Raw genomic sequence first — 13,877 nt, forward strand, 5'->3', positions numbered from 1 at the left:
AGAAGTCACCAAGGAGACACGCCCGATGAATCGCAAGACCGACCGCCGTACCGTGCTCGGCGGCATCGCTGCCGCCGGCCTGACGTCCCTGCTGCCCGCGGCCGCGCGTGCCCAGGGCGCCTACCCGAACCGCCCCGTCACGGTGGTGTGCCCCTGGGGGGCGGGTGGCGGCACCGACGCCACCGCGCGCATCGTCGCGGCGATCCTCGAGAAGAACCTCGGCCAGCCGTTCAACGTGGTCAACCGCACCGGCGGCTCGGGCGTCGTCGGCCACTCCGCCATCGCCACCGCGCCACCCGACGGCTACACGCTGGGCATGGTCACGGTGGAAATCACCATGATGCATCACCAGGGCCTGACCGATCTCAAGCCCACCAGCTACACGCCGCTGGCCCTGATGAACGTCGACCCGCCCGGCGTGCAGGTCAACGCGGCCTCGCCGTACAAGAACGTCAAGGCGCTGGCCGACGCGATCAAGGCCGCGCCCGCCGGCAGGTTCAAGGCCTCCGGCACGGGCCAGGGCGGCATCTGGCACCTGGCGCTGATCGGCTGGCTGCAGGCGATGGGCCTGCCGGCCAACCACGTGGCCTGGGTGCCGTCCAACGGCGCCGCGCCGGCCATGCAGGACCTGGCCGCCGGCGGCATCGACATCGTCACCTGCTCGGTGCCCGAGGCCAAGGCGATGATCGACGCCGGCAAGGCCGTCAGCCTGGCGGTGATGGCACCGCAGCGCAACCCGGCCTTCAAGGACGTGCCCACGCTCAACGAGGCGCTGGGCATCAACTACTCGGTGGGCGCGTGGCGCGGCATCGCTGCGCCCAAGGGGCTGCCGGCGGACGTGGCCGCCAAGCTCACGGCCGAGCTGAAGAAGGCGTACGACTCGGCCGAGTTCCAGGACTTCATGCGCAACCGCGGCTTCGGCACCACCTGGGCCGACCCGGCGGGCTTCGCGAAGTTCATGGACGACGGCGACAAGGCCATGGGCACCGCCATGGCCGCGGCCGGCCTCAAGAAGACCTGAGCCGGCGCCGCCGATGCGCCTGCACCCCGCGTTGCTGGGGCTGTTGTTCATCGCCCTGGCAACGGCCCTGTTCGGCTACACGTACACCTTTCCCGCCTTTCCGGGGCAGAAGTACGGCCCGGAGCTGTTCCCCCGCGTGATCGCGGTGGGCATCGCCCTGTGCGGGCTGATGCTGGTGGTGCGCGGCTGGCGCGCCGGGGTGGCCTGGGTCACGCCGGACCCGGCCCTGCGCGAGCCGCGGCGCCTGGCCTCGTTCCTGGCCACGCTGAGCGCCATCGTGTTCTACCTGCTGGCCGCGCCGCGCCTGGGCTTCCTGCCGGTGGCGGCGCTGCTGGTGGGTGGGCTGGCGTGGTGGTTCGGCACGCGCGCGTGGGTGGCCGTGGTCGCCGGCGTCGTGGCGTCGCTCGTGGTGAACTGGTTCTTCGGGTCGGTGATGCGCGTGCCGCTGCCGCGCGGCCTGTTCATGCAAGTGCTGTTCGGCGGCTGACCCGATGGACGCACTCGGCACCGCCTTCGGCCTGGTCTTCGACCCTTTCGTGCTGATGGTCATCGGCCTGTCGGCCGTGTTCGGCATCTTCGTGGGCGCCATCCCGGGGCTGACCGCCACCATGGCCACCGCGCTGCTGGTGCCCATCACCTTCTTCATGCCGCCGGTGCCCGCGCTGGGCGCGATCGTCACCGCCACGGCGATGGCCATCTTCGCCGGCGACATCCCCGGGGCCATGCTGCGCATGCCGGGCACGCCCGCATCGGCGGCCTACGTGGACGAGAGCTACGCGATGGCGCGCAAGGGCCAGCTCGAGCTCAACCTCGGTGCCAACCTCGTGTTCTCGGTGGCCGGCGGCCTGGTGGGCGTGCTGTTCCTCGTCGTCGCGGCGCCGATGCTGGCCGAGGCGGCGATCAACTTCTCGTCGTTCGAGTACTTCTGGCTCGCCTGCCTGGGCCTGAGCTGCGCGACCATGATCTCCACCGGCCACCGCATGATGGCCCTGCTGTCGATGCTGATCGGCCTCGCCATCGGCTGCGTGGGCATCGACCCCGTGGCCGGCCATCCGCGCTACACCTTCGGCAGCGTGGACCTGATGGCCGGCGTGAGCTTCATCCCGACCATGATCGGCGCCTTCGCGATCAGCGAGCTGCTGCGCAATGCCACCGCCAACGACAGCGCCGGCGTCCTGGTGCAGGACAAGGTGGGGGCCCTGTTCCGCGGCATCGGCGGCGTGGCGCGCAAGTACTGGCGCAACTTCATTCGCGGCTCGGCGGTGGGCACCGCCATCGGCGCGCTGCCCGGCGCGGGCGCCGACATCGCGGCCTGGGTGTCGTATGCGATGGCCAAGCGCTTCTCCAAGGAGCCTGAGAAGTTCGGCACCGGCCACGTCGAAGGCGTGGTCGAGTCCACCTCGGCCAACAACTCCGCGCTGGCCGGCGCCTGGGTGCCGGCGCTGGTGTTCGGCATTCCCGGCGACAGCATCACCGCCATCGTCATCGGCGTGCTCTACATGAAGGGCATGAACCCCGGGCCCACGGTGTTCCTGCAGAACCCGCAGTTCATCTACGCGGTGTTCATCATCTTCGTGCTGGCCAACCTGCTGATGCTGCCGCTGGGCTGGGCCGCGATGAAGGCCGCGGGCAAGCTGCTGCGCGCGCCGCGCAAGCTGCTGCTGCCGGTGATCCTGCTGTTCTGCATCGTCGGCTCGTTCGCCATCACCAACAGCCCCTACGGCATCGTGCTGATGCTGATCTTCGGCGTGGTGGGCTGGCTGATGGAGGAAAACGGCATCCCGGTCGCGCCGCTGGTGCTGGGCCTGGTGCTGGGCGAGATGCTGGAGCAGAACTTCATGGCCTCGATGATCAAGGCCGACGGCGACTTCCTGGCCTTCTTCACGCGCCCGATCGCCGGCACGCTGGGGGCGCTGACGGTCCTGGTGTGGGGCTGGATGCTGCTGCGCGGCACGCGCGACGCGCTGGTGTCGCGGCCGGCGGCGCGCTGACGCCGCCGGCGGCCGGGGCGGTTTCCGGGACACCTCAGCGGCACGGGAGGGACGCACGGTGCTGACACAGGCGCAGAAGGACTTCTACGACACCCACGGCTACCTGCTGGTCGAGGACGCGGTGTCGCCCGGGCAGCTGGCGCGGCTGCTCGAGATCACCGACCGCCTGATCGACGCGTCGCGCGAGGTGACGGAAAGCGACGACGTCTACGACCTCGACACCGGCCACGGCCCGCAGGCACCGCGCCTGACGCGGATCAAGATCCCCCATCAGCGCGACCCCTATTTCTGGCACGTGCTGCGCCACTCGGCCATGACCGAGGTGCTGACCGACCTGCTCGGGCCCGACACCAACCTGCTGACGTCCAAGCTCAACACCAAGGCGCCGGGCGGCGGCCGCGCGGTGGAATGGCATCAGGACTGGGCCTTCTACCCGCACACCAACGACCATCTGCTGGCCTTCGGCCTGATGCTCGAGGACGTGACGCCGGACAGCGGCCCGCTGATGGTGATCCCGGGCTCGCACAAGGGGCCGGTGCTCAGCCACCACATGAACGGCGTGTTCGCCGGCGCGATCGACCCCGACGACCCGCTGTTCGACCTGAAGAAGGCCGTGACGCTGACCGGCCGTGCGGGCAGCATGACGGTGCACCATGTGCGCACGCTGCACGGGTCGGCCCCCAACCTGAGCGACCGGGCACGCAAGATCCTGTTCTACGAGATCGCCGCCGCCCACGCCTGGCCGCTGCTCGGCTCGGGCTCGTACTTCCACGCGCTCGGCCAGCGCCGGTTCTGGGACGACCTCAACGACCGCATGATCACCGGCCGGCCGTGCCTGCAGCCGCGCGTGGAGCCCGTGCCGGTGCGCATGCCGCTGCCGCCCGCGCCGGTGACCGGCAGCATCTTCAAGACGCAGGAAAGCGCCGGGGCGAAGAGCGCGTTCCGGATGTAGGCCGGGCGAGGCGCCCGGGAGCCCGGGCGCTTGCGTTCAGGCCTTCTCTCGCGTGAGGCGCTCCGCGAACGAGATGCCGATGGCCGACAGCACGAAGGTGAAGTGGATCACCGCCACCATCGTGACGATCTGGATGTTCTCGAGGCTGAGCTCGCCGCTGAGGTAGGTCTTCAGCGCGTGGACGCCCGAGATCGAGATGATCGCGAACGCCAGCTTGAGCTTGAGGTTGTAGGTGTTGACGTGGTCGAGCCAGTCGGGCTTCTTCATGTCCTTGCTGTCGAAGTGCCCGGTGGTCACGAACAGCGACACGCCCGCTAGCGCCACCACCCACACCAGCTGAGCCACCATCGTCATGTCCACCAGCTCGAGCACCTTGATGATGAGCTCGATCTTCTCGAGGTTGCCGAACATCAGCGTCTGCATCAGCTTCCAGGTCTCGAGCGCGAACTTTCCCAGGATGCCGATGATGATGGCCACCAGGCCGACGTAGAAGAACAGCATCGTGAAGCGCATGCCGTAGAGCAGCGAGCCGACGCTGGAGAGGATCTTTTCCATCAGGTTCCTTCGAAGGGTGTGGCGCAGCTCAGCCGCGCGGGCGGTCGTCGCCCAGGCGCCGGCGCAGCTCGCGCCGCCGACGTTCGCGCCGGACCAGCACGGCCCAGCCCCAGTAGACCACCGCGTAGGCGGTCACGCCCAGCACGAGGCCGGCCAGCGGGAAGCCCGCCAGCAAGGCCGGCCCCCACGAGGTGACCTGCTCCCACAGCGCGCCGGGCCATGACAGCGGATCGGTCCAGCTCCAGGCCACCGGCGCGGGGGACGCGATGCCCGGCGCGGCCCGGGGCACGACGAACGAGCCCAGCCACGCCGACAGCGCCCAGATCGGCGCCATCGTGAACGGGTTGGTCAGCCAGGTGGCCGCGGCGGCGGCGGCCACGTTGGCGCGCAGCGCCACGGCCGCCAGCATGGCCGCCGGCATCTGCAGCGGCACCGGAAACACGCCGATGCCGATGCCCAGCGCCACGCCCAGCGCCACGCCGCGGCGATGGAGCACCCACAGCCGCGGGTGCTCGCGCAGGTAGTGGCTCATCCACGCGAAGCCGCGGGTCCCTTCGAGCGTCTCGGCGGTCGGGAGCCTGCGGCGGAGGCGCTTCTTGAATTCGGGCATGAGTCCGGGCGGAGTAGCCCGGGATTCTCGGTGAATTCCCGATGGCCCCTGGAAACGCCGGGGCTGCACCCCGCGCAGACCGTTGCGTCGTCACCCGCAGCCGGTCACTCGCCCGACCGGAACGTGCGCGGGAACACCGTCGCCCGCTCGCGGTCGAGGATGCGGTAGCCCATCGCCGCGCGCCCCGAGTCGCCGCTGATCGGGCCGGCCTCGGCCAGGAATCCGGCGTCGAGCATGCGGCGGCGGAAGGCGCTCTTGTCCAGTTCGCGCCCGAGCACGATCTCGTACACCCGCTGCAGCTGCGGCAGCGTGAACGGCTCGTCGAGCAGGAAGGCCGGCAGCGAGGTGTACTCCACCTTGCCGCGCAGGCGCACCAACGCCGCGGCGAGGATGTCGGCATGGTCGAACGCGAGGCGCTTGCGCGCCGCCTCGTCGGCCTGCACCCACGACGAGTCCGCCGCGCCGCCGCCGGCCGCGGTGCCCGCCTCGCGCGGGCCGACCTTCACATCGCCCGTCACGTCGCCCGTCACGTCACCCACCAGGGCGATATAGGCGTGCGTGGCCGACCACCCGCGCGGGTCGCGGCCGGCGCTGCCCCAGCTGCCCAGCTGTTCGAGGTAGGGCGTGGCCACGCCGGTCTTGTCGGCCAGCTTGCGCGCCGCGCAGGCGTGCAGGTCGGCGTCGCGCGCGACGTCGACGAAGCCGCCGGGCAGCGCCATGCGCCCCGGGTACGGCTCTCCTTCGGCCGTGGGCCGGCGCACCAGAAGCACGCGCAGCTCTCCGTCCTGCACGGCGAAGGCCACCACGTCGACGCTGACCAGCGGGCGCTCGAACGCCAGTGCGTTGCGGGCTGCGGGGCGTTGCTTCATGGCACTGGACATGCGCTACTTGAGTTGCACTATACCACTCAGGTAAATTGAGCCATGCAAACTGCGAACGCGAGGGACGCCATGCCCGTTATCCGGTCCCGGTGGCGCATTCAGGCAGGCACGTCCTTTCCACGCAGCAGCACAAGCGCGACGAGCGCCAAGGCCCCCAGGACCGCCGAGCCGGCAAGGGCCCAATGCCCCCAGGCGTCCAGGGCCAGCCCGAAGACCCAGGGGGCGAGCGCCTGCGCGAAGCGGGCCGGCACCATCAGCAGGCCCTGCCGGTGGCCGAATCCTTGCGGGCCGAAGATCACGAGCGGCAACGTGCCTTTGGCGATGGTCAGGATGCCGTTGCCGGCGCCATGGAGCACGCCGAACAGCGGAGCCGCAACCGGCCCCAGGACGAGCAGCAGTACGGCACCGAGCGGATGCCCGACGGCCGCGAGGCGGGCCGAGAACAAGGGGTGAACCCGCTGCAGCAGACTGAACTCCAGCAAGCGTGCCGCCACCTGGGCGGGACCAATGAGGCTGCCCACGAGGATGGCCGTCGCCGCCGTGGCGCCGGCGGCCTGCATCAGGCGCGGCAGGTGCGCTGCCATGGCCGTCGCGACGAACCAGGTGGCCGCGAAGACGAACGACAGCACCAGGGTTGCAGCGAGCGACGAGGTCCCCGTCGCGTCCGGGGCCGCCGCAGGCGCCTGCGCCGGCGCATCGGCCCCCTCCGGGGTCGACGCCGCGGCCCGGGGCAGCAGCCCGTTGAGGGGCAGACCGAGCACGAGGTGCATCGCGGCCCACGCGAAGCAGGTGGCGCGCCAGCCGTAGTGGGCCTCCAGCAGCGCCGACAGCGGCCAGCCCACCGTGCTGGCGAAGCCTGCGATCAGGGTGATGCCGGTGATGCAAGCGCGCCCTTCCCGGCCATACAGGCGCACCACCGCGGCGAAGGCCGCCTCGTAGAGCCCGCTGCCCATCCCCAGGCCCAGGATGACCCAGGCCACGAAGAGACCCCGGGCGTCCTGGGCCAGGCCCAGGCTGGCGAGACCGAGCGCGAAGACGATGCTCGTCAGCATCAGCACGGGTCGCCCGCCCATGCGGTCGATCGCTGCGCCGGCACGGGGGCCCACGAAGGCCGACACGATCAAGGCCACGCTGAAGGCGGCGAAGACGGTCGGCACGTCCACTTCGAGGTCGCGCGCCATGGGCTCGGCCAGGATCGCCGGTAGGTAGTACGTGGACGCCCAGCCGAGTGTCTGTGCCGTGCCCAGTGCCACCACCAGGCCGCTGCGGCCGCCGGTCATGGGTGGCGGTCTGACGTGCGGGACCCCCGTCGCACCACGGTCATCGGCACCCGGGCCCGCCGGAGTGATTGATTCGCGATCCTTCGCATCCTGCCCGCGAACCCGTCAACGACCGACGGGTGTCGAGCCGGGCGCCGACTCACACACGCTCGGCATGAACCATGTGCCTGCGGATCAATGCGACGAGCGCCTCGCCTCCCCGCGCCAGGGGACCGTTGTTGTCGATGGTCTCGCACAGGCCATCGCTCGCTGGCGTCATGCGTGCCCGGTGCAGGCGCTTCGCGATGTCTGCGGCATCCTCGCGTCCCCGGGCCAGAAGACGCTCCTTCAATGTCCTGTCGTTCACCGAAACGGCCACGGGCAGCAACTCGGGGTAGCGCGCCCGCGCATGCACCAGGTACCCGCGCGAACCGTTCACGACCACGGTCGAGTCCTTGGCCAGCCACGCATTCAGCTCGATCCCGACGGCGTAGCACAGCCCGTGGCTTTCCCAGTCCAATGCGAAGAGCCTGGCCGCACGACGCGCGTCGAACTCCTCCCGTGTCAGCGCCACGTGGTTCTCGCCGCCGGCGCCGGCGGGCCGCGTGATGTACCGGTGGGCGAACACCACGCCGGGTTCGCCCGCCAGCTGCTGGCGCGCATAGGCGAGCAGGCTGTCCTTGCCGCTGCCGGACGGGCCGACCAGGTAGATCAGGCGGGCTTGCACGGGAATCGCCGCAGGCTCGGCTTCATGACACCCGCCGGCCCATCATCCAGGCCTCCATCACGCTGGCGTGCCCTCCGCGCCAGCGCACCCGCGCGAGGTCGGCACGCAGCCCGGGCGCGATCTCTCCGCGGTCCTCCAGCCCGATGGCGCGCGCCGGCGTGCGGCTGACCGTGGCGACGGCGCGCGGAAGCTCCCACCCCAGCTGGTTGTGCAGCGCGAACACCGACATCAACAGGCTCGCCGGCACATAGTCCGACGAGATGATGTCCAGCAGCCCCAGCTCGGCCAGGTCGGCCGCGGCGACGTTGCCGGAGTGCGAACCACCTCGCACCAGGTTCGGCCCGCCCATGATGATGGCCATGCCGGCCTCGCGCGCCGCGCGGGCGGCGTGCGTGGTGGTCGGGAACTCCGAGATGGTGATGCCTTCGCCGTGCGCCTCGACGACGTGCTCGATCTCCGTGTCGTCGTGGCTGGCCACCGGGATGCCGCGCTTGCGTGCGCCCGCGATCACCTCCTTGCGGTGTCCGGCGGCGTAGGCCAGGTGCTCGCGCTGCTGTTCCTCCAGCATCTGGCTGAACGACTCTTCGGTGTAGCGGCCGTTTCGCTCCATGTAGTGCCGGTACTTGGCCAGGTCGCGCCACTGGCGCTGGCCGGCGGTGTGGTCCATCACCGAGATCAGCCGCAGGTCCTGGCGATCGACGTGCTGGGCGAAGAGGTCGAGCACGTCGGCGGTCGCGACCTCGCAGCGCAGATGGAGCAGATGCTCGACCCGCAGCACGCCATCGTCGCGGCATCGATGCAGTGTCTCGATGGCGGTGTCCTGCATCCGGCGGCGCACGCCGCCCAGGTCGCGGCTGCCCACCATGACCGCATCCAGCACCGTGGTGATGCCGGCTGCGGCGCACTGGGCGTCGTGCACGACGGTCGCGGAGTACGGGTCCCAGAGCACGCCCGGCCGGGGAAGCATGTGCTTCTCCAGGTTGTCGGTGTGCAGTTCCACCAGGCCGGGAAGCAGGTAGTCGCCTTCGATGTCCAGCGCGCCCGTGAGCGCGGTGTCACCGCGGGCCACGTCGGCGATCACACCATCGCGCATCAGCACGTGGCCGAGGAAGCAGTCGTCGGAGGTGACGACCCGCGCGTTGCGCAGTACGGTCTCGTTCATGCGGCGTGGCTTTCGAGGGTGGGCACGGTGGCGAATGCGGTCATGTCGAAGGAGCGCGTGGCCACGGCTTCGCGCACTTCGGCGTCATGGAAGATGCCGACCATCGCCACGCCGCGCAGGCGGGCCTCCCGGATGAGCTCCATGACGACGCCGCGGTTCACGGGGTCCAGCGATGCGGTGGGCTCGTCCAGCAGCAGCAGACTGCGCGGCGCGATGAATCCGCGGGCCACGTTGACTCGCTGCTGCTCACCGCCCGAGAAGGTGGCGGGCGGCAGCGTCCACAGCCGCTCGGGCAGGTTCAGCCGGCTCAGCATCGACTGGGCGCGGTTGCGGGCCTCGCGGGCTTCCACGCCAAGTCGGCGCAGGGGTTCGGCCACGAGCTCGATCGCAGGCACGCGCGGGATCACGCGCAGGAACTGCGACACATGCCCCAGGCTGCGCCGCCGCAGCTCCGTCACTTCGCGCGACGCGGCCTCCTGCAGGCCCAGCCAGCCGTCTGCATGCCGTACCCGGATGCTGCCGGCGCTGGGGGCGTAGTTGCCGTAGAGGCAGCGCAACAGCGTGCTCTTGCCGCAGCCCGAGGGTCCTGCCAGCACCACGCACTCGCCTGCCGACACGTCGAGGTTCACCCCCGAGAACACCGGCAGGCGGGCGCCGCCCTGGTTGTGAAGGACGAAGGTCTTCGACAGGTCGCGCACCTGCAGACGCAGACCCTCGACAGCATGGGGGTGGGCAAAGCTCATGGCATCAGAACCGAGGAGACCAGCAGTTGCGTGTAGGGGTGCTGGGGATCGTCCAGCACGCGATCGGTCAGGCCCGCCTCGACCACCGCACCGTCCTTCATCACCATCATTCGGTGCGCCAGCAGCCTGGCCACGGCCAGGTCGTGTGTGACGACGATGCACGCCAGTCCCAGGTCGTCGACCAGAGACCGCAGCAGATCCAGCAGTCGCGCCTGCACGGAGACGTCGAGCCCCGAGGTCGGTTCGTCCATGAACACCAGCCGCGGCTGCGTGACCAGGTTGCGCGCGATCTGCAGCCGCTGCTGCATGCCGCCCGAGAACTGCGTGGGCCGGTCGTCCACGCGTCCTGCGTCGAGCTCCACCCGCATCATCCAGTCCAGCGCCTGGCCGCGGAGCCGGCCGTAGTGCTCCTGTCCCAGCACCATCAGACGCTCGGCCACGTTGGCTCCCGCGGACACCCCCATGCGAAGGCCGTCGCGCGGGTTCTGCTCCACGAAGCCCCAGTCGGTGCGCGCCAGCAGGCGCTGGCGGGCCTCGGACAGCACGGCGAGGTCCTGCAGGCCGCCGCGGTCGGTGCCGTCGGCGCGCAGGGCGTAGTGCACCTGCCCTTCGTCCAGCGGTGCGCGAAGCGACAGCAGGTTCAGCAGCGTGGTCTTGCCGGAACCCGACTCGCCCACGATGGCCAGCACCTCGCCGGGCCAGAGATCGAAGCTCACGTCGCGGCAGGCCCAGCGCGTGCCATAGCACTTGCCCACGCCCCGCACGCTGAGCAGGCGGCTGTCGCTCATGCCTGCGCTCCTGCGGAGCCGAATCCCTCACCGCGATGCCCCGCCGTCTGACGCTGGCCGCAATGGTCGCTGTCGGAGCAGACGAATCGACGGCGCCCCGCATCGTCGACGATGACCTCGTCCAGGAAGCTGTCGGTGGCCCCGCACAGCGCGCAGGCCTGTTCCCAGCGCTGCACCTCGAAGGGATGGTCCTCGAAGGCCAGACTCTCCACCGGGGTGTAGGGCGGGACGGCGTACAGCCGCTTCTCGCGCCCCGCCCCGAACAGCTGCAGCGCGGCGTTCATGTGCATCTTGGGGTTGTCGAACTTCGGGATGGGCGACGGCGACATCACGTAGCGACCGTTCACGCGGACCGGGTAGTCGTAGGTGCGGGCGATCGCGCCCAGATGGGCGATGTCCTCGTACAGCCGCACGCTCATGAGTCCGTACTCGGCCAACGCGTGCAGCTTCGCGGTCTGCGCCCGTCGCGGCTCCAGGCGGAACAGCGGCTCGGGCATGGGCACCTGGAAGACCAGGATCTGTCCCTCGCGCAGCGGCGTCTCGGGGATGCGATGGCGCGTCTGCACCAGGCTGGCCTCGACGGTGGCCGTGGTGGTCCGCACGCCGGTCATGCGTTCGAAGAAGCGGCGGATGTTGACGGCATTGACAGTACCGTCCGCCCCCTGGTCGATGACCTTGAGGACATCACCGCGGCCGATGACCGCTGCCGTCACCTGGATGCCGCCGGTGCCCCAGCCGTAGGGCAGGGGCATCTCGCGGCTGCCGAACGGCACCTGGAAGCCGGGCACGGCCACGGCCTTGAGCAGGGCCCGTCGGATGTGGCGTTTGGTCTGCTCGTCCAGGAACGCGAAGTTGTACTCGTCGTCGATCATGTCCGGGGCGTTCATGCGTGACCTTCCACGGCGCGGCGGGCCTGGCGCAGGCGCCGCACCAGTTCCAGCTCGGACTGGAAGTCCACGTAGTGCGGCAGCTTCAGGTGCTGCACGAAGCCCGACGACTCCAGGCTGTCGCCGTGCGACAGCACGAACTCCTCGTCCTGCGCCGGCGCCACGCGCGCTTCGCCCAGCTCGCCGGCCCTCAGCGCCCGATCCACCAGCGCCATGGACATGGCCTTGCGCTCGCACTCGCCGAAGGCCAGTCCGTAGCCCTGCGTGAACTGCGGCGGCGTCTCGCGACTGCCGCTGAACTGGTTGATCATCTGGCACTCCGTGACGCAGACGTCACCGATGTCGACGGCAAAGCCCAGTTCTTCGGGCACGATCTCCACCGCCACCTCACCCATGCGGATCTCGCCGGCAAACGGGTGGTTGTTGGCGTAGCCTCGCTGCGTCGAGTACCCCAGCGCCAGGAGCCAGCCTTCGTCGGCGCGCGCCAGCGACTGCAGCCGCGCGGCGCGCGGCGCCGGAAACGCCAGGGGCTCGCGGGTCAGGTCCATCGGCTCGATGCCGGGCTCCACTCCGGGGCCCGGGGGGCGCTCGGCCTCGATCAGGCCTTCCTGGTTCAACAGTTCCAGCACGCGCGGCATGTCGGCCGCCACCGGTTCGGCGGGGGTCGGTGCCGGGGGCGGTTCGCCGTCGGCGGCCAGCGAGAAGTCCAGCAGGCGTTGGGTGTAGTCAGGCGTGGGGCCCAGCACCTGGCCACCGGGCAGGTCCTTGAAGGCGGCCGAGATCCGGCGGCGGATGTGCATGGCAGCCGTGTCCAGCGGCAGCGCGTAGCCGAACCGCGGCAGCGTCGTGCGGTAGGCGCGCAGCAGGAACACCGCCTCGTAGACGTCGCCGCTGGCCTGCTTGAAGGCCAGGGCCGCGAGTTCGGCGTCGTAGAGCGAGCCCTCGGTCATCACGCGGTGCACCGCAAGGCGAAGTTGCTGCGCGATGGCGTCCGTGCCCAGTTCGTCCAGGGAAGGGTCGCCCCGCCGCGCCTGGGCCAGCAGCCGCCAGGAGTTCTCGATGGCGGCTTCGCCGCCCTTGACCGACACGTACATTCAGAGCACTCCCCGGGCCGCGTCGGCCACGGCCGTGGTGCGTGGCAGGCCCAGCAGCTGATCGCCACAGACGAAGATCACATCGACCCCGCTGGGGAAGCAGGCTTGGTTGTGCGCCCATTGCTTCCAGAAGTCGTCCGGCAGGCCGTCCAGGTGCAGGATGCGTGGCTCGCGCAGACCCGGTCCGAACCACTGCGAGGCCGGGCCGCCGTTCCACGACGCCAGTTCCACCAGGATCGTGGTCGATCGATCGGGCGACACATCGTTGCCCGGGTCGAACGCCACCAGCCCCGGCCATGCTTCGCCCCGGGGGCAGACGGCAAAGCTCGCGTGCGAGGGTTCCGCGGCCGTGGGTGCGCCGGTGTGGAACTGCAGCCACCGTGCCGGGCCGGGCGCGGCCCACCACACGGGTGTCTCGTGATCGGTCAGCGCCAGCAGCAGCGCCACCGTGGCCGGCATCAGACCGGGCACCTCCGGCGTCGACACGCCGCACGACACCGGCACGCCGGGCATCGACAGCGCCTGCAGCGCGGCGCGAAAGCTCATCTGCGCATCCGCGGCCGGATCGGCAAAGCCCAGGGGCAGCCGAAGCAGGTCCGCAGGGTTCAGGGCGGCAAGACTTGCGCTGCCCATCACTCGCCCCGCACCATCGTGAAGAACTCCACCTTGCTCGCGCCCGAGGCTGCGGCCTGCCCGGCCCGGACCGCCTGCTGTCGGCGGTGCAGCACCTTCACCACGCCCTCGTCCAGCGTGGCCCGGTAGGCGGGCTCCTGAAGCAGCGCGTCAAGCACGGCCACCAGTTCGGCCTTGCGCCGGTCACGGCCCAGCACATGGCCGCTGCCGACGCCCCCGTCGGCGGTGCGCACCGTGCAGCGGGTGACGGTCGCCTCGCCGAGGTTGAACACTTCCCCGGTGCCCCCCATGCGGCCGCGCAGCATCACCATGCCGCGCTCGGGCCGGCGCAGGAACTCGTAGCGCACACCGGGCGCATTCATGCTGAGCGCCGCTTCGAGTTCGTCGGTACCCGCACGCGCCAGCACCCCCAGCCACGCACGTCGCAGGTCACGCAGGTGCGCATCGGAAGGTCCGGGCGGCGGGGATTCAGCTTTTGCGACCATTGGATTGCCTGGAGGCGGGGATTGCAGGAAGGTTGGGCGTCCAACAAGTCGTTCGCATGACATGTCGAACGGGTCCGTGGGGCTGCCCG

Annotated in this window: 16 protein-coding genes; 4 read left to right on the forward strand and 12 right to left on the reverse strand. The window is 70.5% G+C overall.

Features of this window, described 5'->3' with window-relative positions:
• Positions 1–25: 25 nt before the first annotated feature.
• Genes AC2EAQ_RS09015 through AC2EAQ_RS09030 form a run of 4 tightly spaced genes read left to right on the forward strand, consistent with a single transcriptional unit; the run spans position 26 to position 3,964 of the window.
• Positions 26–1,021 carry a Bug family tripartite tricarboxylate transporter substrate binding protein gene (locus AC2EAQ_RS09015; RefSeq protein ID WP_484642379.1) on the forward strand — a complete coding sequence of 332 codons (996 nt, stop codon included), beginning with the start codon at positions 26–28 and terminating at the stop codon, positions 1,019–1,021.
• A 13-nt stretch (positions 1,022–1,034) separates the two neighbouring features.
• Positions 1,035–1,508, forward strand: a complete 474-nt coding sequence (locus AC2EAQ_RS09020; protein ID WP_484642381.1) for a tripartite tricarboxylate transporter TctB family protein — start codon at positions 1,035–1,037, stop codon at positions 1,506–1,508.
• Positions 1,509–1,512: 4 nt separating this feature from the next.
• Entirely contained in the window at positions 1,513–3,012 is a 1,500-nt protein-coding gene (locus AC2EAQ_RS09025; protein ID WP_484642383.1) for a tripartite tricarboxylate transporter permease, read from the forward strand.
• Between the two features lie 58 nt (positions 3,013–3,070).
• Positions 3,071–3,964 carry a phytanoyl-CoA dioxygenase family protein gene (locus AC2EAQ_RS09030; protein ID WP_484642390.1) on the forward strand — a complete coding sequence of 298 codons (894 nt, stop codon included), beginning with the start codon at positions 3,071–3,073 and terminating at the stop codon, positions 3,962–3,964.
• Between the two features lie 36 nt (positions 3,965–4,000).
• Here the strand turns inward: AC2EAQ_RS09030 and AC2EAQ_RS09035 are convergent, their stop codons facing one another.
• The 12 genes from AC2EAQ_RS09035 to phnG all read right to left on the reverse strand — a co-directional run bounded on the left by AC2EAQ_RS09035 (position 4,001) and on the right by phnG (position 13,788).
• A complete protein-coding gene (locus AC2EAQ_RS09035; protein ID WP_484642392.1) occupies positions 4,001–4,519 on the reverse strand; it encodes a YqhA family protein in 519 nt (172 codons plus the stop codon).
• Positions 4,520–4,547: 28 nt separating this feature from the next.
• The gene (locus AC2EAQ_RS09040; protein WP_484642394.1) at positions 4,548–5,129 is read right to left on the reverse strand and encodes a DUF2062 domain-containing protein; all 582 of its coding nucleotides are present in this window, start codon (positions 5,127–5,129) and stop codon (positions 4,548–4,550) included.
• A 104-nt stretch (positions 5,130–5,233) separates the two neighbouring features.
• On the reverse strand, positions 5,234–5,998 hold the full coding sequence (locus tag AC2EAQ_RS09045; RefSeq protein ID WP_484642396.1) for an NUDIX hydrolase: 765 nt from the start codon (positions 5,996–5,998) through the stop codon (positions 5,234–5,236).
• 110 nt (positions 5,999–6,108) lie between these two features.
• Entirely contained in the window at positions 6,109–7,290 is a 1,182-nt protein-coding gene (locus AC2EAQ_RS09050; RefSeq protein ID WP_484642398.1) for an MFS transporter, read from the reverse strand.
• Positions 7,291–7,429: 139 nt separating this feature from the next.
• The gene (gene phnN / locus AC2EAQ_RS09055; protein ID WP_484642400.1) at positions 7,430–7,996 is read right to left on the reverse strand and encodes a phosphonate metabolism protein/1,5-bisphosphokinase (PRPP-forming) PhnN; all 567 of its coding nucleotides are present in this window, start codon (positions 7,994–7,996) and stop codon (positions 7,430–7,432) included.
• Positions 7,997–8,018: 22 nt separating this feature from the next.
• Positions 8,019–9,158, reverse strand: a complete 1,140-nt coding sequence (locus tag AC2EAQ_RS09060) for an alpha-D-ribose 1-methylphosphonate 5-triphosphate diphosphatase (RefSeq protein ID WP_484642402.1) — start codon at positions 9,156–9,158, stop codon at positions 8,019–8,021.
• Positions 9,155–9,901 carry a phosphonate C-P lyase system protein PhnL gene (gene phnL / locus AC2EAQ_RS09065; protein WP_484642404.1) on the reverse strand — a complete coding sequence of 249 codons (747 nt, stop codon included), beginning with the start codon at positions 9,899–9,901 and terminating at the stop codon, positions 9,155–9,157. The genes AC2EAQ_RS09060 and phnL overlap by 4 nt, the downstream gene beginning before the upstream one ends.
• Positions 9,898–10,689 (reverse strand): phosphonate C-P lyase system protein PhnK, encoded by a 792-nt coding sequence (phnK, locus tag AC2EAQ_RS09070; protein ID WP_484642406.1) that lies wholly within the window; start codon positions 10,687–10,689, stop codon positions 9,898–9,900. Before phnK ends, phnL begins: the two co-directional genes overlap by 4 nt.
• Entirely contained in the window at positions 10,686–11,576 is an 891-nt protein-coding gene (locus tag AC2EAQ_RS09075; protein ID WP_484642409.1) for an alpha-D-ribose 1-methylphosphonate 5-phosphate C-P-lyase PhnJ, read from the reverse strand. The genes phnK and AC2EAQ_RS09075 overlap by 4 nt, the downstream gene beginning before the upstream one ends.
• Positions 11,573–12,670, reverse strand: a complete 1,098-nt coding sequence (locus AC2EAQ_RS09080) for a carbon-phosphorus lyase complex subunit (protein WP_484642412.1) — start codon at positions 12,668–12,670, stop codon at positions 11,573–11,575. Before AC2EAQ_RS09080 ends, AC2EAQ_RS09075 begins: the two co-directional genes overlap by 4 nt.
• Positions 12,671–13,303, reverse strand: coding sequence for a phosphonate C-P lyase system protein PhnH (phnH, locus tag AC2EAQ_RS09085; RefSeq protein WP_484642789.1), 633 nt, complete (start codon positions 13,301–13,303; stop codon positions 12,671–12,673).
• Positions 13,303–13,788 carry a phosphonate C-P lyase system protein PhnG gene (gene phnG, locus AC2EAQ_RS09090; protein WP_484642414.1) on the reverse strand — a complete coding sequence of 162 codons (486 nt, stop codon included), beginning with the start codon at positions 13,786–13,788 and terminating at the stop codon, positions 13,303–13,305. The genes phnH and phnG overlap by 1 nt, the downstream gene beginning before the upstream one ends.
• Positions 13,789–13,877: the final 89 nt, after the last annotated feature.

Source organism: Aquabacterium sp. T101 (genome assembly GCF_057219775.1).

What these genes read in the sequence shown, in the direction of transcription:
- AC2EAQ_RS09015 (WP_484642379.1), top strand. Translation starts at nt 26, where the DNA reads ATGAATCGCAAGACCGACCGCCGTACCGTGCTCGGCGGCATCGCTGCC.
- AC2EAQ_RS09020 (WP_484642381.1), top strand. Translation starts at nt 1,035, where the DNA reads ATGCGCCTGCACCCCGCGTTGCTGGGGCTGTTGTTCATCGCCCTGGCA.
- AC2EAQ_RS09025 (WP_484642383.1), top strand. Translation starts at nt 1,513, where the DNA reads ATGGACGCACTCGGCACCGCCTTCGGCCTGGTCTTCGACCCTTTCGTG.
- AC2EAQ_RS09035 (WP_484642392.1), bottom strand. Translation starts at nt 4,519, where the DNA reads ATGGAAAAGATCCTCTCCAGCGTCGGCTCGCTGCTCTACGGCATGCGC.
- AC2EAQ_RS09040 (WP_484642394.1), bottom strand. Translation starts at nt 5,129, where the DNA reads ATGCCCGAATTCAAGAAGCGCCTCCGCCGCAGGCTCCCGACCGCCGAG.
- AC2EAQ_RS09045 (WP_484642396.1), bottom strand. Translation starts at nt 5,998, where the DNA reads ATGAAGCAACGCCCCGCAGCCCGCAACGCACTGGCGTTCGAGCGCCCG.
- AC2EAQ_RS09050 (WP_484642398.1), bottom strand. Translation starts at nt 7,290, where the DNA reads ATGACCGGCGGCCGCAGCGGCCTGGTGGTGGCACTGGGCACGGCACAG.
- AC2EAQ_RS09060 (WP_484642402.1), bottom strand. Translation starts at nt 9,158, where the DNA reads ATGAACGAGACCGTACTGCGCAACGCGCGGGTCGTCACCTCCGACGAC.
- phnL (WP_484642404.1), bottom strand. Translation starts at nt 9,901, where the DNA reads ATGAGCTTTGCCCACCCCCATGCTGTCGAGGGTCTGCGTCTGCAGGTG.
- phnK (WP_484642406.1), bottom strand. Translation starts at nt 10,689, where the DNA reads ATGAGCGACAGCCGCCTGCTCAGCGTGCGGGGCGTGGGCAAGTGCTAT.
- AC2EAQ_RS09075 (WP_484642409.1), bottom strand. Translation starts at nt 11,576, where the DNA reads ATGAACGCCCCGGACATGATCGACGACGAGTACAACTTCGCGTTCCTG.
- AC2EAQ_RS09080 (WP_484642412.1), bottom strand. Translation starts at nt 12,670, where the DNA reads ATGTACGTGTCGGTCAAGGGCGGCGAAGCCGCCATCGAGAACTCCTGG.
- phnH (WP_484642789.1), bottom strand. Translation starts at nt 13,303, where the DNA reads ATGGGCAGCGCAAGTCTTGCCGCCCTGAACCCTGCGGACCTGCTTCGG.
- phnG (WP_484642414.1), bottom strand. Translation starts at nt 13,788, where the DNA reads ATGGTCGCAAAAGCTGAATCCCCGCCGCCCGGACCTTCCGATGCGCAC.